Origin of the sequence: Streptomyces inusitatus (assembly GCF_014651115.1) — a bacterium.
In the GTDB taxonomy this organism is placed as follows: domain Bacteria; phylum Actinomycetota; class Actinomycetes; order Streptomycetales; family Streptomycetaceae; genus Streptomyces; species Streptomyces amakusaensis.
This window is the reverse complement of the sequence record NZ_BMWG01000003.1, coordinates 108,597-130,383: the sequence shown is the minus strand read 5'-3', so window position 1 is coordinate 130,383 and position 21,787 is coordinate 108,597. Positions and strand designations below refer to the sequence as shown.

Sequence of the window (21,787 nt, the reverse complement as noted above, 5' to 3'; positions counted from 1 at the left end):
GCCGTCGGTCGAAGGGAATCGACGCTTGAGTGCGCCGAAGGCAGGAGCGGGGGACCCAGGTAAGCGCCGGGCACCGGCCGTTGGAGACGACGGCGGGAACCGGCTTGGGGTGAAGCCGCGCGCTAGGACGCGCGGCCGGGCAACTCACTTGGCCCGAACCCGACAGCTCACCTCGCAGGCGTCGGTGAGGAGAAGTTCCATGCTGTTTTCCGGCAAGGGCAAGCACCGTCGCCCGTCCAAGGCTGTCCGCGTCGTCACGTTCGCCGGTGTCACCGGCGCGGCCGTCGCCGCCCCGCTGATCGGCGCGAGCACCGCGTCCGCCGCCACCGCCGCCGAGTGGGACAAGGTCGCCCAGTGCGAGTCCGGCGGCAACTGGTCCATCAACACTGGCAACGGTTACTACGGCGGCCTCCAGTTCTCGGCCTCCACCTGGGCCGCGTACGGCGGCACCGCCTACGCCCCCACCGCCGACAAGGCGACCAAGGCCCAGCAGATCCAGACCGCCGAGAAGGTCCTCGCGGGCCAGGGCAAGGGCGCGTGGCCGAGCTGTGGCGTCGGCCTCTCCAACACCCCGTACACCGGCACCACCCCGGCTCCGGCCCCGGTCAAGCAGGCCCCGCAGCAGGCCAAGCCGCAGCAGCAGGCCCCGCAGCAGGCCAAGCCGCAGCCGCAGCAGCAGCGCGCCGAGGTCCCGACCACCCGCTCCGAGCGCGCCCAGGCCCCCGCCCCGGCCCCGCAGGCCGCACAGCCCCAGTCGAAGCCCGCCGCCAAGGTCCAGGGCTTCCAGAAGGGCGACGGCGAGTACGAGGTCAAGGCCGGCGACACCCTCAGCACCATCGCCGCGGCCGAGAAGGTCGACGGCGGCTGGGGCGAGCTGTTCCAGCTGAACAAGGACATCGTCCAGGACGCCGATGTCATCTACCCGGGCCAGCTGCTCGACCTGAGCTGACCCGTCCCTCCCTTTCTGGAGCGTCTTTGCGAAAAGGCGCTCCCGGAGCAGTGGACCACCCCGGCCCGGCGCGCTTCCCCCGAACGCGCCGGGCCGGGGTGCTATTCGTCCCCGTTTTCGTTACCAGCCGGTAAACGCGGGTTCTTTTCTCTCGGGACCATCCCCGGACCATCCCCGGACCGTCCTCGGACCTGTCCCCGGACGCCTGAGTTCACGCGCTTTTTCGTCCCAGGGGGCGGGCATCCGCCGGGTGTGACCCGCTGGCCGGTTAGGCTCTTGTCGCAAGGCCAATGAGACCCTGCGTTCCATGCGTCACATCCCATAAAGGAGATGCTCGTGCCGTCCATCGACGTCGTCGTAGCCCGGGAAATCCTGGACTCCCGAGGCAACCCCACGGTCGAGGTCGAGGTTGGCCTCGACGACGGCAGCACCGGCCGTGCTGCCGTTCCGTCCGGTGCTTCCACCGGAGCCTTCGAAGCCATCGAGCTTCGTGACGGCGACCAGAACCGCTACCTCGGCAAGGGCGTCGAGAAGGCCGTCCTCGCCGTCATCGAGCAGATCGGCCCCGAGCTGGTCGGCTACGACGCCACTGAGCAGCGCCTGATCGACCAGGCCATGTTCGACCTGGACGCCACCGACAACAAGGGCTCGCTCGGCGCCAACGCCATCCTCGGCGTCTCCCTCGCCGTGGCCCACGCCGCCTCCGAGGCCTCCGACCTGCCGCTCTTCCGCTACCTCGGCGGCCCGAACGCGCACCTGCTGCCCGTTCCGATGATGAACATCCTGAACGGCGGCTCGCACGCCGACTCCAACGTGGACATCCAGGAGTTCATGATCGCCCCGATCGGCGCGGAGTCCTTCTCCGAGGCGCTGCGCTGGGGCGCGGAGGTCTACCACACCCTCAAGAAGGTCCTGAAGCAGAAGGGCCTGTCCACCGGTCTCGGCGACGAGGGCGGCTTCGCGCCGAACCTCGACTCCAACCGGGCCGCGCTCGACCTCATCCTTGAGGCGATCAAGGAGGCCGGTTACACCCCCGGCCAGGACATCGCGCTCGCGCTCGACGTCGCCGCCTCCGAGTTCTACAAGGACGGCGTCTACTCCTTCGAGGGCAAGTCCCGCACCGCCGCCGAGATGACCGAGTACTACGCGGAGCTGGTCGACGCCTACCCGCTGGTCTCCATCGAGGACCCGCTGTTCGAGGACGACTGGGACGGCTGGAAGGCCCTCACCGAGAAGCTGGGCGCGAAGGTCCAGATCGTCGGCGACGACCTCTTCGTCACCAACCCGGAGCGCCTCGGCCGCGGCATCGAGGAGAACGCGGCCAACGCCCTTCTCGTCAAGGTCAACCAGATCGGTTCGCTGACCGAGACCCTGGACGCCGTCGAGCTGGCCCAGCGCAACGGCTTCAAGTGCATGATGTCCCACCGCTCCGGCGAGACCGAGGACGTCACCATCGCCGACCTGGCCGTCGCCACCAACTGCGGCCAGATCAAGACCGGCGCCCCGGCCCGCTCCGAGCGCGTCGCCAAGTACAACCAGCTGCTGCGCATCGAGGAGATCCTCGACGACGCCGCGGTCTACGCCGGCCGGAGCGCGTTCCCCCGCTTCAAGGGCTGATCCGCACCGGGGCCGATCCGAGCCCCGTCGTACGCACGTCCCCGGCCGCGGTCCCGTACCGTGTCCGGGGACGTATGTACGTGAGGGAGGCGGAAGACATGGCCGGGAAGAGCCGAGACCGGTTCTCCACCGCGACCAGGCTGCGGCTGCTCGGAGAGCAGACCGCCGCCCGTGTCTACCGCTCCCAGACCCGGCGGCAGGCCCGCCGCTCCCGGCTCACCGGGCGCGCGGCCTTCCTCGCCCTCGTCGTCTGCTCGCTGGTGGTCGCCCTCGCGTACCCCATGCGGCAGTACGTCTCCCAGCGCGGCGACATGGCCGAGCAGCGCGACCGGATGGCCGAGGCGAGAGAGCAGGTCGAACGCCTCCGGGACGAGAAGGCGAGACTCCAGGACGACCTCTACATCCGCAGGCTGGCCCGGGAGCATCTGCACTATGTGCTCCCCGGCGAGACCGGATACACGATGATCGATCCGGAGGTCGCGGAACAGCGGCGCACCGAGGACGGTTCGGCCGACCGTCCCTGGTACTCCAATGTCTGGGACGGCGTCGACGACGCGGACCGCCGCTGACGACGCGGACCGTCCTGACAACACGGCACACGGCACGGCACGGCACACGGCACACGACACGGCACCCGGCACCCGGCACCTCCGGCGGACCGCCGGCAGAACCACAGAGACTGTTAGAGCCAAGGCAGGCATGGAAACCCCTCCTCCCCACACCGAATCCACCGTTCCCACCGACGCGGACATCGCGGCGTTCAAGGAACAGCTCGGCCGCCCGCCGCGCGGGCTGCGCTCCATCGCGCACCGCTGCCCCTGCGGTCTGCCGGACGTCGTCGAGACCGCGCCCCGGCTGCCCGACGGCACCCCCTTCCCCACGCTGTACTACCTGACCTGCCCCCGGGCCGCGTCGGCGATCGGCACGCTGGAGGCGAACGGGGTCATGAAGGAGATGACCGAGCGCCTGGCGACCGACCCCGAGCTGGCCGCCGCCTACCGCGCCGCGCACGAGGACTACATCGCGCGCCGCGACGAGATCGACGTGCTCCAGGGCTTCCCCAGCGCCGGCGGCATGCCGGACCGGGTGAAGTGCCTCCATGTCCTGGTCGGCCACTCGCTGGCGGCCGGCCCCGGGGTCAACCCGCTGGGCGACGAGGCGATCGCGATGCTGCCCGAGTGGTGGCGCAAGGGGCCGTGCGTCTCGCCGTGCGCGCCCGCCGAAGCCTGATCCCGAACGAACGAGCCTAGGAGCGCGCATGACCCGGGTCGCCGCCATCGACTGCGGTACCAACTCCATCCGGCTGCTCGTCGCCGATGTCGACCCCGCCACGGGGAGCCTGACCGAGCTCGACCGCCGGATGACCATCGTCCGGCTCGGCCAGGGCGTCGACCGCACCGGGAGGCTGGCCCCCGAGGCCCTGGAGCGGACCTTCGCCGCCTGCCGTGAGTACGCGGCGGTCATCAAGGAGCACGGCGCGGACCGGCTCCGCTTCGTCGCCACCTCCGCCTCCCGGGACGCCGAGAACCGCGCGGAGTTCGTCGGCGGCGTCCTGGACATCCTCGGCGTCGAGCCCGAGGTGATCACCGGTGACCAGGAGGCCGAGTTCTCCTTCACCGGGGCCACCAAGGAGCTGGCGGGCGATGAGGAGCGCCTGGTCGTGGACATCGGCGGCGGCTCCACCGAGTTTGTGCTCGGCCGGGAGCACGTCGAGGCGGCCCGGTCCGTGGACATCGGCTGCGTACGGCTCACCGAGCGCCACATCCGCAGCGACCCGCCCGCCGCCGCCGAGCTGGACGCCGTCCGCGCCGACATCGAGGCCGCCCTCGATCTCGCCGCCGGGACCGTCCCCCTCACCGGGGACCGGACCCTCGTCGGCCTCGCCGGATCGGTCACCACCCTCGCGGGCATCGCCCTCGGTCTGGACGCCTACGACTCGGCCGCGATCCACCGCGCCCGGATCCCCCGCGCCCGCGTCGCCGAGATCACCCGCGCGCTCACCACCGCCACCCACGCCGAGCGCGCCGCGATCCCGGTCATGCACCCGGGCCGGGTCGATGTCATCGTCTCCGGCGCTCTCGTCCTCCTCGCGATCATGGACCGGACCGGTGCGTCCGAGGTGGTCGTCAGCGAGCACGACATCCTCGACGGGATCGCCTGGTCCATCGCCCGGTGAAGAAGTTCGTGAACTTCTTCACAAGGAAAAGAGCCCTGATGGGCGCTGTGGGAGGCCGAAAGCCCCCCTCGCGTGGGCCATTCGGCCCCCTCTGGGGCGGGCCGAGTGGCCCGGGGGACATTTCGACGGTGTGAACCCGGCCGGTGGTCCATTTGTAAGGAAGGGTTAAAGGCCAGCTCACAGGGGGTTCAGTGGCCCGCGGCGGGGGTTTTGGTTCCTTCGCGGAAGCATGATCCCGGTCACGCGGGCCGCGTAGTGTAGCAGGGGGTACCCAACTTCTTGTGAAGGGGCTCACGAGCACCCCCTGTCAGGGGGGTGGATACTCGATGGCATGAGCACCACGGAGCGTCCCAGGATCCTCGTCGTAGGCGGTGGGTACGTAGGCCTGTACGCGGCGCGCCGCATTCTGAAGAAGATGCGGTACGGCGAAGCGACCGTCACGGTCGTCGACCCGCGCTCGTACATGACGTACCAGCCGTTCCTCCCCGAAGCCGCCGCCGGCAGCATCTCGCCGCGGCACGTCGTCGTCCCGCTGCGACGCGTGCTGCCCAAGGCCGAGGTGCTCACCGGCAGGGTCACCACCATCGACCAGGACCGCAAGGTGGCCACCGTCGCCCCCCTGGTCGGCGACGCGTACGAGCTGCCCTTCGACTATCTGGTGGTCGCCCTCGGCGCGATCTCCCGGACCTTCCCGATCCCCGGCCTCGCCGAGCAGGGCATCGGTATGAAGGGCATCGAAGAGGCCATCGGCCTGCGCAACCATGTGCTGGAGCAGCTCGACAAGGCCGACTCCACCACCGATGAGGACGTCCGCCGCAAGGCGCTCACCTTCGTCTTCGTGGGCGGCGGCTTCGCCGGCGCCGAGACCATCGGTGAGGTCGAGGACCTGGCCCGCGACGCGGCCAAGTACTACAACAACGTGAAGCGCGAGGACATGCGCTTCATCCTGGTCGACGCGGCCGACAAGATCCTTCCCGAGGTCGGGCCGAAGCTCGGCGCGTACGGCAAGGAGCATCTGGAGAGCCGCGGCGTCGAGATCTACCTCTCGACCTCGATGGACTCCTGCGTGGACGGCCATGTCGTGCTGAAGAACGGCCTTGAGGTCGACTCCAGCACCATTGTGTGGACCGCCGGTGTGAAGCCCAACCCGGCGCTCGCCCGCTACGGTCTCCCGCTCGGCCCCCGCGGCCATGTGGACACCGCCACCACCCTTCAGGTCCAGGGCACCGACTATGTCTGGGCCGCGGGCGACAACGCCCAGGTCCCGGACCTCGCCGCCCGCAAGGCCGGGGTCGAGAACGCCTGGTGCCCGCCGAACGCCCAGCACGCGCTGCGTCAGGCCAAGCTCCTCGGCGACAACGTCATCTCCGGGATGCGCGGCTTCCCGCAGAAGGACTACAGCCACGCCAACAAGGGCGCGGTCGCCGGTCTCGGTGTCCACAAGGGCGTCGCGATGATCGTCATGGGCAAGACGAAGATCAAGCTCCGCGGCCGGCTGGCCTGGTACATGCACCGTGGCTACCACGGCATGGCGATGCCCACCTGGAACCGGAAAATCCGCGTCTTCGCCGACTGGACTCTTCAGATGTTCCTCAAGCGCGAGGTCGTCTCGCTCGGTGCGATCGAGTCGCCGCGCGAGGAGTTCTACGAGGCGGCCAAGCCCGCCCCGGCCCCGGTCTCCACTCCCGCTCCGGAGAAGGCCAAAACTTCCTGACCTGCAAGAAACCCTGTTCGAAGGGCCGTCCGCCATCCGTGGTGCGGGCGGCCCTTCGGCATGTCCGGCAGGGCCGGGGCCTGTCCTGAAACCGTCGCCCGCTCCCCCCGGCCGGTCGCTGATGCCACCGCCGTGCGAGGGGCTCGTTCAGAATTCTGTGCGAGATCGCGTCCAGACGGGAAGCACGCACAGTGGTCGGCTTGTTGTCCCCGGTGAGCGGGGCACCGGAGCACAGGACCCCGAGGCAGCGAATCATCATCACGGAGGTGTGCGTCATGGCCGACGCCGCACTGCGGCTGACGACCTTAGCCGAAGAACTGCTCAACACTCCCTTCCCGGTGCGTCTGCGCGCCTGGGACGGCTCCGAGGCGGGACCGCCGGACGGGCCGGTGCTGATCCTCCGGCGCCGGCGGGCGCTGCGGAGGCTGTTGTGGCAGCCGGGCGAGCTGGGACTCGCCCGGGGCTGGGTCGCCGGGGACATCGATGTGGAAGGGGACCTCTACACCGCCCTGGACCGGCTCGCGGGCCTTATCTGGGAACGGGCGGATGGGTCCATTCCGCTCCGGGACCCCCGACTGCTCACCGCGGCCCGCACTCTGATCGGACTGGGCGGCGCACTGCCCCCGCCCCGGCCGCCCGTGGAGGAGGCCCGGCGCCGTGCCGGCGGTCTGCACACCAAGTGGCGCGACCGGCAGTCCATCAGCCACCACTACGACGTGGGCAACCCCTTCTACGAGCTGGTCCTCGGCCCGTCCATGGTCTACTCCTGCGCCTATTGGGACGAGACCACCTCGCTGGAGGAGGCCCAGGCCGCCAAGCTCGATCTCGTCTGTCGCAAGCTCGGCCTCACCGAGGGCGAACGCCTGCTCGACGTCGGCTGCGGCTGGGGCTCGATGGCGATGCACGCCGCCCGCGAGTACGGCGTCAGCGTCACCGGTGTCACCATCTCCCGCGAGCAGGCCGCGTACGCCCGCAAGCGCATCGCCGAGGCCGGGCTCACCGACCGGATCGAGATCCGTGTTCAGGACTACCGGGACGTCAAGGACGGTCCTTATGACGCGATCTCCTCCATCGGGATGGCGGAACACGTCGGGGCCGTCCGCTATCTGGAGTACGCCCACCAGCTCCACGCGCTGCTGAAGCCCGGCGGCCGGCTGCTCAACCACCAGATCGCCCGCCGCCCCGAGAAGGACGAGGACGCCTACCGGGTGGACCCCTTCATCGACCGCTATGTCTTCCCCGACGGAGAGCTCTCCCCCCTCGGCCGCACCGTCTCCCTGCTGGAGGAGGCGGGCTTCGAGGCCCGGGACGTCGAGTCGATCCGTGAGCACTACGCCCTGACCCTGCGCCGCTGGGTCGCCAATCTGGAGGCCGGCTGGGAGCAGTCCGTACGTCTCACCTCCTTCGGACGGGCCCGCGTCTGGCGGCTGTACATGGCCGCCAGCGCGCTCGCCTTCGAACACAACCGGATCGGCGTCAACCAGATCCTGGCCGTCAAGACCCCGGAGACCGGGGCCGCCGGGCTGCCGCTGCGCGCCCGTACCTGGAACTGATCCACCGGCACACCGAAAGGCCCCGCCGGGGAGAGCGGTCGGCTCTCTCCGGCGGGGCCCGGGCGGCGCGGTGTCGGCTACTCGGTCTTGATGGCCGTCAGCATGTTCAGCCGGGCGGCGCTGCGGGCCGGCCACATGGCGGCCAGCACTCCGACCGCACCGGCGAGCAGCAGGAAGAGTCCGATCCGGGCCCAGGGGATGACCAGGGCGTAGTCCGGGATGGAGCTCTTGAGGGTCTCGCCGATGGCCCAGCCGAGGAAGGTGCCGAGCCCGATGCCGATCAGCGCTCCGAAGACCGAGATCACCACCGCCTCCAGGCGGATCATGCGCTTGACCCTGGCCCGGTCCAGGCCGATCGCCCGCAGCATGCCGATCTCCTGCTGACGCTCGAAGACCGACATCGCCAGGGTGTTGACGACTCCGAGCACCGCGATGATCAGGGCCATGCCCAGCAGGCCGTACATGATGTTGAGCATCTGGTTGATCATGCCGCCGAAGGAGTTGCGCAGCTCCTGCTTGTCCATGATGTTCATGCCGGGGTCATTGCCCAGCGCCTTCACCAGGGCCTGCTCATTGGCGGCGCTCTCGCCGCCGTCCATGGTCAGCCAGACTTCCTGGATGTCCGGGGTCGAGTCGTACGGGGCGACGACGGAGGCGGAGAGGACGAACGGGGAGATGAACTCGTTCTCCTTGTAGACCGCGCCGACCGTCAGCTCCTTCTTCTCGGCCTTGCGGTCGTCGCCGTCCTGGTGGAAGGCGACCGGCAGGGTGTCGCCGGGCTTCCAGCCGTTCTCCTCGGCGGTCTTCTCGGCGATGGCGATCCGGCCCTCGCCGAGGGTGGCGAGCGAGCCGGAGACCGTGTCGAGCCGGAAGACCTCGCTGACGTCGGCGGCGTCGACGGCGGAGACGATCCGCTCCTCGCCGTCGATCTTCAGGAAGAAGGCCTGCTGGCCGGAGACGGCCTTGACGCCCTCGGCCTTCTCCAGCGCGGTGAGCACCGAGGCGTCCATGGTGTTGCCGCTGGCCATCGTGACCATGTAGTCGGCGCGGACGTTGTCCGTGGTCGCCTTGTCGATGGCGTGGCTCAGGGTGACGCCGATGACGGTCAGACCGGTGACCAGGGTGAGTCCGATCGCCAGCGCGGAGGCGGTCGCTCCGGTACGGCGGGGGTTACGGACCGCGTTCTGCGCGGCGAGCTTGCCGGAGACTCCGAACAGCCGGCTCAGCGGGGGGCGCACCAGGGCGATCACCGGGCGGGAGAGCAGCGGGATCAGCACGATCACACCGATCAGGGCGAGGAAGGCCCCGCCGCCGATCAGCATCCGGCCCTGGCCGCCGCCGGTGGCCGCGCCCGAGACGATCCCGATGGCGCCGGCCAGCGTGATGACGCCGCCGATGGTGTTCCGCACCAGCAGGGACTTGGTGGTGGCGACCGCGTGGGCGCTGCCCATCGCGGCCATGGGGGCGATCCGGGCGGCCCGGCGGGCGGGCAGCCAGGCGGCGAGGACGGTGATCAGCACACCGACGACGAAGGCGGCCAGCACCGAGGTGGGGGCGACGACCAGCGCACCGGCGGGCAGCTCCGCGCCGAAGCTGCTCAGCGCGGAGCGCAGTCCGACCGCGAGCCCGAGGCCCAGCAGGAAGCCGAGGGCGGAGGCGATCGCGCCGACCACCGTCGCTTCCATGATCACCGAGCTTTTGACCTGGCGGCGGGAGGCGCCGATGGCGCGCATCAGCGCCAGTTCCTTGGTGCGCTGGGCGACCAGCATGGTGAAGGTGTTGGCGATCAGGAAGATGCCGACGAAGAGCGCGATGCCCGCGAACACGAGCAGCATGGTGTTCAGATTCTTGAGGCCGGACTCGATGTCCTTGGCCTGCTGGTCGGCGATCGCCTCACCGGTCTTGGCCTTGGCGCCCTTGGGCAGCAGCTCCTTGACCTCGGTCAGCACCTTCTGGTCGGAGACGCCCTGGGCGGCGGCGACATTGATCTCGCTGAAGTGGCCGGGCTTCAGATAGAGCTTCTGCGCCACGGCGGTGTCGAACAGGACCAGGCTGCCGCCCGCGTTGACCTGTCCGTCCTCGGTGGTGAAGACACCGGAGAGGGTGAACTCCCGCACCGGTCCGCTGGTGGAGACCCGTACCGTGTCGCCGACCTCGTACTCGCCCTTCTCGGCGGTCTTCCGGTCCAGGGCTATCTGGTCGGCCTTCACCGGGCCGTCGCCCTTGGTGAAGTCGTACGAGGTGTCCTCGCCGTCCTTGCCGGGGGCGAAGTTCGCCCCGGTGTTGGACCAGCTGCTGCCGATCAGCTTGCCCTTCTGGTCGGCGACCCCGGCGAAGCCGGAGACCCGGCCGACGGCTCCGGCGACGCCCTCCGCGCCCTGGATCTTCTTCAGGGTGGCGTCGGCGAGGCCGTCCTGGCTCATCCCGCCGCCGCTGTCGCTGGTGGGGCTGGAGACGACCACGGCGGTGCCGTCGAAGCTCTTGGCGGTCTGTTTGCGGAAGGCGTTGCCGAGGGTGTCGGTGAAGACCAGGGTGCCGGAGACGAAGGCGACGCCGAGCACGACGGCGAGGACGGTCATCAGCAGCCTGGCTTTGTGCGCGAGCACATTGCGCAGGGCGGTACGGAACATGTCAGTGAGTCCTGGTGTGAGAGCCGGAAGTCTGCTGGGCGGTGGGGATCAGCTGGTCCGGCCCTTGGCGTCGAAGGCCTTCATCTGGTCGAGGACGCCGTCGGCGGTGGGGTGCAGCATCTCGTTCACGATCCGGCCGTCGGCGAGGAAGATCACCCGGTCGGCGTAGGAGGCGGCGACGGGGTCGTGGGTCACCATGACCACGGTCTGGCCCAGCTCGCGCACGGAGTTGCGGAGGAAGCCGAGCACCTCCGCGCCGGAGCGCGAGTCCAGGTTTCCGGTGGGCTCGTCACCGAAGATGATCTCCGGCCGGGAGGCCAGGGCGCGCGCCACGGCCACACGCTGCTGCTGGCCGCCGGAGAGCTGGGTGGGGCGGTGGCTGAGCCGGTCGCGCAGACCGACCATGTCGATGACGGTCTGGAGCCACTGCTGGTCCGCCTTGCGGCCCGCGATGTCCATCGGGAGTGTGATGTTCTCCAGCGCGGTGAGCGTGGGGAGCAGATTGAACGCCTGGAAGATGAAGCCGATCTTGTCCCGGCGCAACTGGGTGAGCTGCTTGTCCTTCAGTGTGCCGAGCTCGGTCTCGCCGATGCGGACCGATCCGGAGCTGAAGGTGTCCAGTCCGGCGACGCAGTGCATCAGCGTCGACTTGCCGGAGCCGGACGGCCCCATGATCGCGGTGAACTCCGACTGCCGGAAGTCGACGCTGACCCGGTCCAGGGCGACCACCTGGGTCTCGCCCTGTCCGTACACCTTGGACAGATCCGTGGCGCGCGCTGCCGCGGTGGTGGCTCGGTGTGCGAGGGGCGTGGTGGTCACGAGGGGGCACTCCTGTTTTCACGGTGGGGTGAGGTGCGGGGACTGACTCCATCCTGACCGCGCCCCGGCTCCGGATCGTCAGCCCGGGTGCCCGTTCCCGGGGCCCTCTCTGGTCGCATCGGCAGGCCCGATCGTCCTCCTTTGGTATGACGGCGCCCCTGAGGTCCCCCATCGCGCCCGGCGGTCCGGACTCCGAGGTTCCGGCAACAGACTGTGATCAGCCAGCGAAGATCAAGTGAGGGTTCTGTGCGCCTTCGATAGCTCCCGGTGTCCGCCGGGTAGCACCCGGTCGCGACCGCGATAAAGAGCGGACGGCTCGCCCGCCCGGCCCCGCCGCGCCGCCCGGCGCACTCGCGGTGCGACGAATTTCCGTCAATCACGGCTGACGACGTGACCGCCCACCTGCTGGGACAGCCCCCTCCGGGTGTTCTGTCACCTGGGCTGACGCCACTTCAGGCGGCAATAAAATAAGACAACATCGGGCCAGCGGCCGACTGGCCCGGCGATCACCCGGATAGGGTCATGTGCTTACGCGGAGCCACGCACCTGGCCCGGATGGTGGAATGCAGACACGGCGAGCTTAAACCTCGCTGGCCTTCATGGCCGTGCCGGTTCGAGTCCGGCTCCGGGCACAATCACCGACACTTAGGGTGACCTGCGAGAACGGCCGGTTACCGCCGCTCCTCTTCTCGTGTTGCTGGCGCACCGCTGGCGCACGCCGCCCTAGCATCCGTCCATGGCGTATGTACAGGGAGTGAAGAACAAGCTCGGGGAGGTCACCAGCTACCGCGTGAAGTGGCGGCTGGGCGGAGGCAGGGACGACCCGTGGCAGGGCGAGAACTTCCAGGACGAGCCGGCCGCCGAGGTGTTTCGGGACGCCGTCAACGAAGCGAACCAGCAGTGGCCCCTCGGGTGGGTGAAGGGCAAGGGGTACATCAACCCGGCGGCCGGCACGGAGGAGGAGTACCGCTTCGACGCCTTCGCCCGGAAGTCCATCAGAAACAGGACCGGCGTGGAGGATCGGTACCGGGCGGCGATCCTCAAAGAGCTGGAAACGTACATCCTGCCGACGTTCGGGAACTGCGACGTCCGCAGCGCCGAGCACTTCTCGAAGGACACGGTGTCCGTCTGGCAGAACGCCATGAGCGAGACCATGGTCTGGCGCGGGTCGGTGAAGAAGAAGATGGCCCCGAAGACGGTAAGAAACCTCCGCGGCCTGCTCTCCTCAATCCTCGACGAGGCGGTGAACCACGAGCCGCCGCTGCGGCAGCGGAATCCCTGCCATCTGGTGCGCCTGCCGCGCATCGACGGCGACGGCGACGACGGCGATGACGACGACGGCGGCGGCGGCGAAGAGATGGAGTTCCTGACCCCGGACGAGATCGAAGGCATCGCCTCGTGCATGCCGACCGAGGAGTCCGGCCAGCTCGTCCGGGACAAGTACGCGACCGGCGCCCGCTGGGGTGAGATCAGCGCGCTGGCGAGGCGGCACCTGATCCCGCCCGGCCAGCGGGCGGACGGCAAGGCTCGGGTACGGATCGCGCGAGCCTGGAAGTGGTCACCCGAGCGCAGCTGGTACCTGGGCAAGCCGAAGTCGCGGAGGTCGAGACGCACACTCCGCGTCGACCGGGTGACGTGGAGCCGGATGGTCGACCGCGGCCTGCTGGCGCTGGACCCGGATGAGCTGATCTACCAGGGGCCGCAGGGCGGCCGGCTGACATACTCGACGTTCTGGGACTGGTGGCAGATCGGTGTCCGGGAGGCCAAGGCGGCCGGCCTGCTCCCGGAGTGGAAGAATCCGACGCCGCACGACCTGCGGCACTCGCTCGCCGCCGCGCTGCTGTCGGCCGGGCACTCGCTGACGTACGTGCAGCGACGACTGGGGCACGAGTCGATCACCACGACGTCGGACCGGTACGGGCACCTGCTGCCCGAAGCGGACGATGCGGCCATGGCGACGATCGAACGGGCCCTGGGCGCCGGCGGGCCGGAGGAGTTCGACGACGAGCCGGTGGCGGCGATGCCGTCGCGGCCGGTGCACGTCGTGCACTGCGGGCCGGTGGTGCTCGGGTTCTGGGACCGGGAGCACGCGGGTGCCACGGCGACGGGGTGGTCGGCGGACGTCGGCGGGCCGGTGTGGGCCGAGACGTGGTCGCTGGAGTGGTGGCAGCGGAAGGTTCCGGGCGGGATGAATGAGGTGCGCGGGGGCGTCCCGGAGCGGGTGCTGCTGTGGGAGCTGGGGCCGGCCCGGTATGCGGCGGACGGTACGGAGCTGGACGCGGGACCGGAGGTGCATGAACCGCGGTCGCGGTGGGTGTGGGACTGGGAGGCCGGTTACACGGATGAGCCCGCGCACCAGCGGGCGGGCTGGGTCGCGGGCGAGGTGGTGACAGAGGCTGCTGCGTGGGGTCTGGACCGTGGAGCGGTACAGGCGGCGTACGGGGTCGCCCGGGGAGATGCTCTTCGGGTGTGCGGTATGAACCCGGTCGTGTCGGTTAGTTGAGGGCGGGGTCGACGGTGCCGTGCACCGGCTGGGGCACGGCACCGTCGCGTGCTCGCTGCCGGGCCGGCATGGGGATGCACGGAGCGGGGCGGGTGACGGTGGCGGCTTCGGGGCGGGGACGGAAGCGGTCGGCGGACTGCTGGAGGATCGTGGCGATGAGGGTGTTGCGCTCCTCGCCGATTTCTTCCAGCTCGGTGCGGAGGCAGGCGTTCTCTTTGCGGGCCTCGGCGAGAGCGTTGAGGAGGGCGGCCGTCCGGGCTTCGCCGATCTTGGCTGAACGGTTCACCGCTGCTTCACGCCGTGTGACTTCCGCGAGGCGGTCGCTGATCTCTTCGACGCAGGCGCGGCGCTGCTCGGCGGCTTTGGCCATCTCGGTTCGGATGTTGGCGGTGTAGCGGTCGAGCCAGCGATGAAGGATGCAGAGGGTGATGACGGTCATGCACGTCAGCGGGGCGATATCGACGGCGAGGGGTGTGATGGTTCCGGCGGGGGGATGCGGAAGGCCGTCGACGAGGGCGATGGCGATTCCGGCTGCCAGGCTGCCGGATGCGGTGATGGCTGTGCGCCGAAGCACTGCTGCTACCTCCTTGCTACGGCCTCCCCCTGCTCGTTGTTCGTGCGCCGGCTGTTGGCCTCGTTCTGGAGACGGATGGCCTGCCGGACGCTTGCGATGAGCATGTCGCGGATGCCGGGCTCGGTGATGCCCCACCTCTCGGCAGCGCCTTCAGGGGAAAGCGGCTCTGTATGGGTGGCTGAGAGTACATCCGATTTGCCACCTTCTGGCCATGCCTCCGCCGAGATCACCTCTGCGGTCACGAGGAGCATGCGCACGTCTGCGTGGACGGCTCGCGCGAGGGACTCGTACTGCTGCGGGAGAGGGAGCGCGCGTCCCTCCAGCATCCGGCCGACCGATGCCGCGCTCATATGTGCGTCGCGGGCGAGGGCGGCCCGGCCGCCGCTGCCGGGCACGAGGTCGTATCCGGCCTTGCTGGCGAGGTCGCTGATGAGCGCGCCGAATCTCTGGGCCTTGGCTGTGCCGGTGCCGGTGACGTTGTGATCTGTGCTCCGCATGCTCGGAGGCTAGCGCCCGGTCAAGCAAGGGGGAATGCCTTGCGCGCACGCAAGTAGCGCAGATGCGGGGGTGCGCGGGTGGTCGGTGCTGGTAGACACCCGTATCGATCTGCACCCGTACGAGAAATAATCACACCAAACCGGATTCGTGTCTTCCTTGCGCGCAAGGAAGGTCTGATCTAGAGTCTTCCTTGCGCGCAAGGCTTGCGTCCGCGCAAGACTCTGAATCACAGGGGGTCTCACTCATGACCATGACCAACGCGTTGGCCTTCCGGTCCGACGTCCTCATCAAGAAGGCGCGGGCGGCGGGCGACACCACGCTCTACGCCATCGCCGTCCGGACGGGGGTGCGGGAGTCCACGATCTCCCGGATCCTTGCCGGCCTGACCATCCCGACCCTGGCGACGCTCGCGTCGATCGCCACGGCGTACGGCACGACGCTCGACGAGCTGGTCGAGCGGGGGAGCTGTCTGCTCGCCGCCGTGCCGACGCAGCGCGGAGAGGCTGCGGCATGAGCGCCAAGCTCACCCGCCGCGCCTACTGCCGCTGCGCGGTCGTCGAGAACTTCGACTACGACCAGGCCGCCGACCGGCTCGGCTGCAAGCGGTCGTGGCTGGAGGCGAACATCGCCGACCTGCCGCACCAGAAGCGGGGTCAGGCGGTCGCGTTCTGCGACTGCGAACTGGCGCTCATCCAGGCGATGACCACCGTCATCCCGGTCGCCGTGCTCGCCCTCCTCGGCGCCGACCAGGCGTCGCAGGACGAGGCGATGCCGGAGCCGGAGGCGGTGCCCGCGATCGCGAGGATCAGCCCCTCCCAGGGGCGGGGACGTACGCGCACCGCTTTCTGACGACGTCGCCGGGAGCGACGGGCCATGCCGGGCCTTGATCGCCGCCCCGACGCCGTCAGGCACCTCAACGACACGAATCGAGGAACCGTGAAGAAGCACTGTACCCAGCACAACCCGCGCACGTGCACGCTGTGCGTGCCGCTGAGGCACCCGTCCCAGCTCCGGACCCGCCGCGCGCTCGCCGCGCTGCCGCGCCAGATGGCCCCGGCCGCCTCGCGCCGCGAGAACGGCGGTGCCTGCTGATGAAGCGCGGACACAACCTCTACATCAAGCACGCGCCGATCGCGGCAGCGGCCCGCGCCGAGCGCGGCGTGTGGCGGCTCGCGGCGGTCTACCCGTCGCCCCAGAGCGGTCAGTCGGCCGCGCGGCGCGTCGGCCGCGCCGAGCGGGTCCCCTCCTACGAGCCGGCCGGGGCGTACGAGGCGTACGCGGCGATGCACGACGACGGCACCGCGGTCTGGGTGCGCTACATCGCCGGGGCCCCGGCCGTCGAGCCGCGCCCCTCGTCCATGACCTACCGGGTGTGCGACCGGGGTACGAGCAGCGGATACCAGGGCGTGCGGGTCGTCACCGTGACGGTGGCCGCCGAGTGCCCGCGCTGCGGCGGCCCCCGCGGTGAGGCCAAGCCGCACCGGTTCCACGAGGACGGCGACTGGTATGTGGTCGACCGATGGTCGAACGCGTGCGGGCACGTCGAGCAGTACACCGACGTCCTCGCCGAGTGGCGCAAGGCCGTGGCCGAGCTGGAGATCGCCGATCGGCGCGACGCGATCCGCGCCATGAGGGCCGGACCCGCCGACGCCGGGGAGTACACGGAGGCAGTTCTGCTGCTGAACGCGGCGGCGGCGCAGATCAAGAGCCTGCATGCCAGGCAGGCCGCCCTGTTTCTCGACATGCGCGGCCACAGCGAGGCCGCCCGCCGCGTCCAGGAAGAGCTGAAGGCCCGCGACGGCCGGATGTCCGCGCGGCAGGCCGCCCTGTTCCTCGCCGACCTGGCCGCCACCCGCGCCGCCTGCACCAGGTGCGACAACGGCCGGATCAACTACCAGTGCCGTGACGGCGAGTTCATCTCCCTGCGCTGCAAGGCGTGCAGGAAGGAGACGGTCCCCAATGCGTGACGTGACCCAGCTCTCCCTTCTCGCCGCCCCGCACCCCACGGAAGGCTCCACGTTGACCACCAGCATCCGCACGGACGCGCCGACCGCGCGTCTGCTGCTCCCCGCCGACGCGTCCCGCCAGGAGTGGGAGGCCACCCGGCGGGCCGGTATCGGCGGCAGCGATGTCGCCGCGATCCTCGGCCTGGGCGGCGGGAAGTACACCAGCCCCCGGCACGTCTACGAGGCGAAGCACGGCCGGCCGGTCCCGGTGGACAGCGAGGCCGCCGAGATCGGTACGGAGATCGAGGCGTTCATCGCCCGCATGTTCTCGAAGCGGTCCGGGGTCCGAGTGGGGATGTCTCCCGGGACCCTCGTGCACGTCGATCACTCGTGGATGCTGGTCAACGTCGACCGGTACACCTACGACGCCGGCATCGACGTCGCGACGGGACTGCTGGAGTGCAAGAACCGATCCGAGTACCAGATCGACGACTGGGAGGACGGAGCGGTTCCCGACGCCCCGGCGATCCAGACGCACTGGGGCATGGCGGTCGGCGGCTGGCAGCACGGCTACCTGGCTGCCCTGGTCGGTGGCAACAAGCTCCGCTGGTCGAGGCTGGAGCGCGACGAGGAGATGATCGGCTACCTCGTCGACTACTGCGGGCGCTGGTTCCAGCGGCACGTCGTCGAGGGCTTCCCGCCCGACCCTGATGGCTACGAGGCGACGACCGACCTGCTGGGCAAGCTCTGGAGCGTCAAGGCCAAGGCGATCGCCGAGATCGACCTGTCGAAGGCGAAGGCGCTGCGGGCGCAGCGGGCGGACCTCAAGGAGCGGGAGAAGGCCCTCGAGGCCGAGATCCGCGCCGTCGAGAACGAGATGCGGCTGCTGACCGGCGAGAACGAGATCGCCAAGGCCGGGGGCGAGTCGGCGTGGACGTGGAAGCAGAACGGCAACTTCGCCCCGAAGCAGTTCGCGGAGGCCGAGCCCGAGCTGGCGGCCGAGTTCACGCACATGGCACCCGCGCTCGACATGGACCGGCTGAAGACCGAGCGGCCCGACGTGTACGCGAAGTACCGCGCCCGCAAGCTCTACGTCCCGGCCAAGGGGGTCTGACCATGGCATTGACGTCGCTGAGGGACCGCGTGCGCGCGGCCACCGAGGAGAAGCCCGCCGCCCTGGCCGGCCCGAAGGTCCGGCCCGCTGAGGTCGTCGCGGACGGCACGGCGGAGGAGCTGCACGCGTCGGAGCGGCAGGAGGGCGGAGAGAGCACCGACGCCGTCCTGGCGTGGCTGGAGCGGTACGGCGACCACTTCACCAAGGCCCTGCCGTCCCACATGGACACCGGGGCATTCCTGGCCGCTGTGCGGGCCGCCCTGCCGGGCCTGGTCCGCTGCACCCCGGCCAGCCTCCTGCAAGCCCTGCTGACGTGCGCCCGGTTCGGGCTCGTGCCGGACGGCCGCCACGCGGTCATCAAGCGCGAGGGCAACCAGGCCGTGTTCGTGCCGATGTACCAGGGTTACGTCGAGCTGATGTACCGGTCCGGCCGGGTCGGCTCGGTGCACGTCGGCCTGGTCCACGAGAACGACGAGTGGAACTACGAGCCGACCGCCCCCGCGCCCTTGGACTTCACGCACAAGCCGCGCGTGGACCTCCCGAAGAAGAACCGGGGCGCGCCGATCCTGGCGTACGCCTTCTGCTGGATGACCTCCGGTGCCCGGTCGCAGGTGATCGTCCTCAGCCGCGAGGACGCCGAGGAGATCCGCGACGAGTACAGCGCCGCGTACCGGCGAGCCGAGGACTCCGGGACGAAGAACTCGTTCTGGCACACCGACTTCAACGCCATGTGGGCCAAGAGCGGGTTGCGGCGGCTGCACAAGGTCGTCCCCATGAGCGCGGAGCTGGTCCAGCTCGGCAATGCCGAGGACGCCGGAGACGCCGGCCAGGTGCAGGTCGTCCACGCCCCGGACGAGGACGCGCAGGCCCTCGCGGACGCGGTGGCCGCGCACTCGGCGGCCGAGGGCTCGCAGGAGCCGACCGGCACGGTCCTGACCCGGAAGACGAAGACGGTGAAGCGGTCGCAGCCGAAGCGCTCGACCCGCAAGGCACGGAAGGGGAACCGCAGGTGACCTGGGCTGACATGCCCTGGGTGGGGTTCGACCTGGAGACCACGGGCGTTGAGCCCGAGGTCGACAGGATCGTCACGGCCGCCGTCGTCTCGTACGACGGCGGCCGGCCCGCCCGGGTCCAAGCGTGGGTGTCGGACGCGGGCGGGGTCGAGATCCCGCCCGGCGCCACGGCGATCCACGGATACACCACCGAGGCCGCCCGCGAGGCGGGCCGCCCGGCCGCCGAGGTCGTCGCCGAGGTGACGGCCGCGCTCGCCGAGGCGTGCGAGGCCGGTCGGCCGCTGGTCGTGATGAACGCGGCGTTCGACCTGACGATGATCGAGACCGAGGCTGACAGGTACGGGCTGCGGTCGCTGTTCGGGTCGTCGGTGCCGTGCGTCCTCGACCCGAAGGTGCTGGACAAGCAGGTCGACCGGTACCGGCGCGGGAAGCGCCGCCTGGAGGACCTGTGCGCCCACTGGGCGGTGCCGCACGGCTCCGCGCACGACGCGGTCGCTGACGCGGTCGCGGCATGCGCGGTCACCACGGCGATCCTCGACGAGCACCCCGAGCTGAAGGGGCTGCCGCTGGACGAGCTGCACGAGCGGCAGGCCCGCTGGTACGCCGACCAGCAGGAGGGTCTGCGCGGGTACTTCGAGTCGACCCCGCACAAGCGGCACCTGGCGGCGTCCGTGCGTACGGACTGGCCGATCGTCCCGGCGCGTCCCGGATTCGGGGGGTTGGGCTCGTGACCGAGGCCCTGGCGGTCGCCCTGGCCGTCCTCACCGTGGTGGCCGTGGCGTTCTTCCTGTCGTCGCCCCGGCCGGCCCGCGCTGCCTTGTTCCGGGTCGGGCCGCTGTGGTCCCTGTGCCCGGCCGAGAAGCGGTGGACGCCGCACCTGGTCGACGTCGGCGTGCGCCGCTGCCTTTCGTGCAAGACCACCAGCACCGTGACGGAGGAGTCCCGTGGATGAGCCGTTCGGCCCGGAGTACATCCGGCCGGCCCAGAAGGACTGCCCGCGCTGCTCGTGCTGCACGGAGGCGCTGTGTCAGCGGGGTCGGGACAGTGTGATGCGCTGCGTGGGGCACACCGGCGATGAGGCCCGTGAGACGGTGTCGGGCTGCCCGTGCTCGGCGGAGACGACCAGGCACACGGCCGCGTGGCGCGCCGCGCAGGTGCGGGTGACCCGCATGGCGCGGGAGCTGCCGCTTGCGCCGGAGGCGGAGGCCCTGCTGCGGGAGATGGCGAAGGGCGCGCACGCCGAGGACCCGGCCGGGATGTTTCCGGAGCTGGAGTTGCGGGGGCTCGGCCAGCTCGTGCACGCGAGGCCCGCGATCACGCCGCTCGGACACACCTACCTGCGGGGCCGGGACGACATCCGCGAGGCCACCGCAGTCCGCGTGATCGACATCGACACGAAGGCCCGTCTGGCGCGCGTGGAGGTCGTCGCCTGGCTGCCGGGCGTGCCGGTGACGGTCCTGATGGACCAGATCGCTTCGGAGAGCGGCTTGGACGTTGACAGCCTCCCGGGCCGGTGGCTGGACGTCGAGGCGAACTGCGGTGCGGAGGACGACGAGCTGGTGCTGACCGCGTTCCGCGCGTCCGCGCCGCTGCCCGAGGACTGGATGTCGGGCGAGGGTGATGCCTCGTGAGCGGGACGAGTCTCCTGCCGGTCGGCGGGAGGGACGCGGACGAGAAGCGGATGCGGCTGCTGGCATCGGTGCTGGCGCCAGACTCCCCGGAGCCGCTGTTCCTCATGCTGCCGGGCACGCCGGCGTCGAAGTCGAGGCCCCGGTTCAGCCGGGAGGGGCGGGCGTACAAGGCGAGCGCGGACGAGGAGGCGGAGACCCGTACGGCCTGGCTGCTGCGACGAGCATTCCGTCAGCCGTGGACCGGGAACCTCGCGGTCGGTGCGGTGTTCTTCCGGCCGGACAGGCAGCGGATCGACGTCGACAACCTGCTGAAGCATGTGTGCGATGCCGGAAACGGCATTGCGTGGGTCGACGACGCGCAGATCACGGCCGTGTACGGGGTGATCGAGCTGGATGCTGCGGCACCTCGGACGCTGCTGGTCGTGGCCCATCACTCCTCGTCGCTGGACCGTACCGGAGTTGCTGCTCCGCGCCCTGCGCAGCGAAGGGGGCGGCGGTGACCGGCGAGAAGACCGCCGCTCTGGAATCGGTCGGGGGACTGCTGGCGCAGCTCCCCGACCGGGGGCGGGGCGTGATCCGCCCTGGCACGACCTGGTACCGCGGCATCGATCTGATCGCTGTGGAGCGTGCGATGTCGCGCCGGGGTGTGTGCCCGCCGCTGACCGACGGGGAGCAGCGGTACGCGGCCGAGGAGATGACGAAGGCCGAGTGGTCGGCGCGGGACATCGCGAACCGGCTGGGGATCTCCAGCCGGACGGTGGACCGCTGGCGCAGGGACTTCGGGGCGGTGGTGACGCCGTGAGCCTCTGGAAAGTGCTGTGGGCCTGCCTCACGGTCGCCGTCGTAGTGGTCGAGATGGCCCCGATCTGGATGCCGCTGCTCCTCGGAGTGGTCGGTCTCCTCGTCGTTTCGCGGTGCTGCCGGGGGAGCGACCGGCACTGCTACGGACATGGTCCGGACGTGTCCGGACCATGTCCGGGTTGCACCCCGGACAACTGGAACGAGGGGGAGTGAAGGGGGTCTGGCCTGCGCGGACATCTGTCCGGACGT

The 21,787-nt window shown here is 70.2% G+C and carries 24 protein-coding genes, 1 tRNA gene and 1 riboswitch; of the genes, 21 read left to right on the top strand and 4 right to left on the bottom strand.

The annotated features are described in order from the left end of the window. Positions 1-22 precede the first annotated feature (22 nt). Positions 23-196: riboswitch (cyclic di-AMP (ydaO/yuaA leader) on the top strand. Positions 197-199: 3 nt separating this feature from the next. The 7 genes from IE247_RS08150 to IE247_RS08120 all read left to right on the top strand — a co-directional run bounded on the left by IE247_RS08150 (position 200) and on the right by IE247_RS08120 (position 8,009). After that, the gene (locus tag IE247_RS08150) at positions 200-949 is read left to right on the top strand and encodes a LysM peptidoglycan-binding domain-containing protein (protein ID WP_190122274.1); all 750 of its coding nucleotides are present in this window, start codon (positions 200-202) and stop codon (positions 947-949) included. Positions 950-1,285: 336 nt separating this feature from the next. Continuing rightward, positions 1,286-2,566 carry a phosphopyruvate hydratase gene (eno, locus tag IE247_RS08145; RefSeq protein WP_190122273.1) on the top strand — a complete coding sequence of 427 codons (1,281 nt, stop codon included), beginning with the start codon at positions 1,286-1,288 and terminating at the stop codon, positions 2,564-2,566. Between the two features lie 98 nt (positions 2,567-2,664). Further along, positions 2,665-3,135 carry an FtsB family cell division protein gene (locus IE247_RS08140; protein ID WP_190122272.1) on the top strand — a complete coding sequence of 157 codons (471 nt, stop codon included), beginning with the start codon at positions 2,665-2,667 and terminating at the stop codon, positions 3,133-3,135. A gap of 130 nt (positions 3,136-3,265) precedes the next feature. After that, the gene (locus tag IE247_RS08135) at positions 3,266-3,796 is read left to right on the top strand and encodes a DUF501 domain-containing protein (RefSeq protein ID WP_190122271.1); all 531 of its coding nucleotides are present in this window, start codon (positions 3,266-3,268) and stop codon (positions 3,794-3,796) included. Positions 3,797-3,824: 28 nt separating this feature from the next. Continuing rightward, positions 3,825-4,742 carry a Ppx/GppA phosphatase family protein gene (locus IE247_RS08130; protein WP_190122270.1) on the top strand — a complete coding sequence of 306 codons (918 nt, stop codon included), beginning with the start codon at positions 3,825-3,827 and terminating at the stop codon, positions 4,740-4,742. A gap of 331 nt (positions 4,743-5,073) precedes the next feature. After that, entirely contained in the window at positions 5,074-6,456 is a 1,383-nt protein-coding gene (locus IE247_RS08125; protein ID WP_190122269.1) for an NAD(P)/FAD-dependent oxidoreductase, read from the top strand. 275 nt (positions 6,457-6,731) lie between these two features. Further along, on the top strand, positions 6,732-8,009 hold the full coding sequence (locus IE247_RS08120; RefSeq protein ID WP_190122268.1) for a class I SAM-dependent methyltransferase: 1,278 nt from the start codon (positions 6,732-6,734) through the stop codon (positions 8,007-8,009). Between the two features lie 77 nt (positions 8,010-8,086). On the opposite strand, the gene IE247_RS08115 is transcribed toward IE247_RS08120, so the two are convergent. Both IE247_RS08115 and IE247_RS08110 read right to left on the bottom strand, forming a co-directional pair. Continuing rightward, the gene (locus IE247_RS08115; protein ID WP_190122267.1) at positions 8,087-10,639 is read right to left on the bottom strand and encodes an ABC transporter permease; all 2,553 of its coding nucleotides are present in this window, start codon (positions 10,637-10,639) and stop codon (positions 8,087-8,089) included. 48 nt (positions 10,640-10,687) lie between these two features. After that, the gene (locus IE247_RS08110) at positions 10,688-11,458 is read right to left on the bottom strand and encodes an ABC transporter ATP-binding protein (RefSeq protein ID WP_190122266.1); all 771 of its coding nucleotides are present in this window, start codon (positions 11,456-11,458) and stop codon (positions 10,688-10,690) included. Positions 11,459-12,007: 549 nt separating this feature from the next. On the opposite strand from IE247_RS08110, the gene IE247_RS08105 reads away from it, so the two are divergent. Further along, a tRNA-Leu gene (locus tag IE247_RS08105) sits at positions 12,008-12,090 on the top strand. A 104-nt stretch (positions 12,091-12,194) separates the two neighbouring features. Next, positions 12,195-13,961 (top strand): tyrosine-type recombinase/integrase, encoded by a 1,767-nt coding sequence (locus tag IE247_RS08100; protein ID WP_190122265.1) that lies wholly within the window; start codon positions 12,195-12,197, stop codon positions 13,959-13,961. Here the strand turns inward: IE247_RS08100 and IE247_RS08095 are convergent. Together IE247_RS08095 and IE247_RS08090 are read right to left on the bottom strand one after the other, a co-directional pair. After that, complete coding sequence (locus IE247_RS08095; RefSeq protein WP_190122264.1) at positions 13,954-14,535, bottom strand: hypothetical protein; 582 nt, start codon at positions 14,533-14,535, stop codon at positions 13,954-13,956. The two genes, IE247_RS08100 and IE247_RS08095, sit on opposite strands and share 8 nt — an antisense overlap. A gap of 5 nt (positions 14,536-14,540) precedes the next feature. After that, positions 14,541-15,032 carry an XRE family transcriptional regulator gene (locus tag IE247_RS08090; protein WP_190122263.1) on the bottom strand — a complete coding sequence of 164 codons (492 nt, stop codon included), beginning with the start codon at positions 15,030-15,032 and terminating at the stop codon, positions 14,541-14,543. A gap of 245 nt (positions 15,033-15,277) precedes the next feature. Here IE247_RS08090 and IE247_RS08085 point away from each other — a divergent pair, with 245 nt between their 5' ends. From IE247_RS08085 to IE247_RS08030, 12 genes are all read left to right on the top strand, one after another. Further along, a complete protein-coding gene (locus IE247_RS08085) occupies positions 15,278-15,547 on the top strand; it encodes a helix-turn-helix domain-containing protein (RefSeq protein ID WP_190122262.1) in 270 nt (89 codons plus the stop codon). Continuing rightward, on the top strand, positions 15,544-15,882 hold the full coding sequence (locus IE247_RS08080; RefSeq protein WP_190122261.1) for a hypothetical protein: 339 nt from the start codon (positions 15,544-15,546) through the stop codon (positions 15,880-15,882). Before IE247_RS08085 ends, IE247_RS08080 begins: the two co-directional genes overlap by 4 nt. A gap of 87 nt (positions 15,883-15,969) precedes the next feature. Next, positions 15,970-16,125: a hypothetical protein gene (locus IE247_RS08075; protein ID WP_190122260.1), complete on the top strand. Its 156-nt coding sequence runs from the start codon at positions 15,970-15,972 to the stop codon at positions 16,123-16,125. Beyond that, positions 16,125-17,000, top strand: coding sequence for a hypothetical protein (locus tag IE247_RS08070; protein WP_190122259.1), 876 nt, complete (start codon positions 16,125-16,127; stop codon positions 16,998-17,000). The genes IE247_RS08075 and IE247_RS08070 overlap by 1 nt, the downstream gene beginning before the upstream one ends. Further along, on the top strand, positions 16,993-18,093 hold the full coding sequence (locus IE247_RS08065) for a YqaJ viral recombinase family nuclease (RefSeq protein ID WP_190122258.1): 1,101 nt from the start codon (positions 16,993-16,995) through the stop codon (positions 18,091-18,093). Before IE247_RS08070 ends, IE247_RS08065 begins: the two co-directional genes overlap by 8 nt. A 2-nt stretch (positions 18,094-18,095) precedes the next feature. Then, positions 18,096-19,106: a recombinase RecT gene (locus tag IE247_RS08060; RefSeq protein ID WP_190122257.1), complete on the top strand. Its 1,011-nt coding sequence runs from the start codon at positions 18,096-18,098 to the stop codon at positions 19,104-19,106. After that, positions 19,103-19,837: an exonuclease domain-containing protein gene (locus tag IE247_RS08055; protein WP_229868856.1), complete on the top strand. Its 735-nt coding sequence runs from the start codon at positions 19,103-19,105 to the stop codon at positions 19,835-19,837. Before IE247_RS08060 ends, IE247_RS08055 begins: the two co-directional genes overlap by 4 nt. Continuing rightward, on the top strand, positions 19,834-20,058 hold the full coding sequence (locus tag IE247_RS08050; protein ID WP_190122256.1) for a hypothetical protein: 225 nt from the start codon (positions 19,834-19,836) through the stop codon (positions 20,056-20,058). The genes IE247_RS08055 and IE247_RS08050 overlap by 4 nt, the downstream gene beginning before the upstream one ends. Beyond that, entirely contained in the window at positions 20,051-20,737 is a 687-nt protein-coding gene (locus IE247_RS08045; RefSeq protein WP_190122255.1) for a hypothetical protein, read from the top strand. Before IE247_RS08050 ends, IE247_RS08045 begins: the two co-directional genes overlap by 8 nt. Beyond that, the gene (locus IE247_RS08040) at positions 20,734-21,237 is read left to right on the top strand and encodes a RusA family crossover junction endodeoxyribonuclease (protein WP_190122254.1); all 504 of its coding nucleotides are present in this window, start codon (positions 20,734-20,736) and stop codon (positions 21,235-21,237) included. Before IE247_RS08045 ends, IE247_RS08040 begins: the two co-directional genes overlap by 4 nt. Then, positions 21,234-21,539, top strand: coding sequence for a helix-turn-helix domain-containing protein (locus IE247_RS08035; protein WP_190122253.1), 306 nt, complete (start codon positions 21,234-21,236; stop codon positions 21,537-21,539). The genes IE247_RS08040 and IE247_RS08035 overlap by 4 nt, the downstream gene beginning before the upstream one ends. Continuing rightward, positions 21,536-21,751, top strand: coding sequence for a hypothetical protein (locus IE247_RS08030; RefSeq protein WP_190122252.1), 216 nt, complete (start codon positions 21,536-21,538; stop codon positions 21,749-21,751). The genes IE247_RS08035 and IE247_RS08030 overlap by 4 nt, the downstream gene beginning before the upstream one ends. Positions 21,752-21,787: the final 36 nt, after the last annotated feature.

Excerpts from the sequence above, each read along its gene's own strand:
- IE247_RS08060 (WP_190122257.1), top strand. The coding sequence starts at position 18,096 with ATGGCATTGACGTCGCTGAGGGACCGCGTGCGCGCGGCCACCGAGGAG.
- IE247_RS08140 (WP_190122272.1), top strand. The coding sequence starts at position 2,665 with ATGGCCGGGAAGAGCCGAGACCGGTTCTCCACCGCGACCAGGCTGCGG.
- IE247_RS08080 (WP_190122261.1), top strand. The coding sequence starts at position 15,544 with ATGAGCGCCAAGCTCACCCGCCGCGCCTACTGCCGCTGCGCGGTCGTC.
- IE247_RS08150 (WP_190122274.1), top strand. The coding sequence starts at position 200 with ATGCTGTTTTCCGGCAAGGGCAAGCACCGTCGCCCGTCCAAGGCTGTC.
- IE247_RS08115 (WP_190122267.1), bottom strand. The coding sequence starts at position 10,639 with ATGTTCCGTACCGCCCTGCGCAATGTGCTCGCGCACAAAGCCAGGCTG.
- IE247_RS08065 (WP_190122258.1), top strand. The coding sequence starts at position 16,993 with ATGCGTGACGTGACCCAGCTCTCCCTTCTCGCCGCCCCGCACCCCACG.
- IE247_RS08125 (WP_190122269.1), top strand. The coding sequence starts at position 5,074 with ATGAGCACCACGGAGCGTCCCAGGATCCTCGTCGTAGGCGGTGGGTAC.
- IE247_RS08070 (WP_190122259.1), top strand. The coding sequence starts at position 16,125 with ATGAAGCGCGGACACAACCTCTACATCAAGCACGCGCCGATCGCGGCA.
- IE247_RS08085 (WP_190122262.1), top strand. The coding sequence starts at position 15,278 with ATGACCATGACCAACGCGTTGGCCTTCCGGTCCGACGTCCTCATCAAG.
- IE247_RS08090 (WP_190122263.1), bottom strand. The coding sequence starts at position 15,032 with ATGCGGAGCACAGATCACAACGTCACCGGCACCGGCACAGCCAAGGCC.
- IE247_RS08130 (WP_190122270.1), top strand. The coding sequence starts at position 3,825 with ATGACCCGGGTCGCCGCCATCGACTGCGGTACCAACTCCATCCGGCTG.
- IE247_RS08135 (WP_190122271.1), top strand. The coding sequence starts at position 3,266 with ATGGAAACCCCTCCTCCCCACACCGAATCCACCGTTCCCACCGACGCG.
- IE247_RS08120 (WP_190122268.1), top strand. The coding sequence starts at position 6,732 with ATGGCCGACGCCGCACTGCGGCTGACGACCTTAGCCGAAGAACTGCTC.
- IE247_RS08100 (WP_190122265.1), top strand. The coding sequence starts at position 12,195 with ATGGCGTATGTACAGGGAGTGAAGAACAAGCTCGGGGAGGTCACCAGC.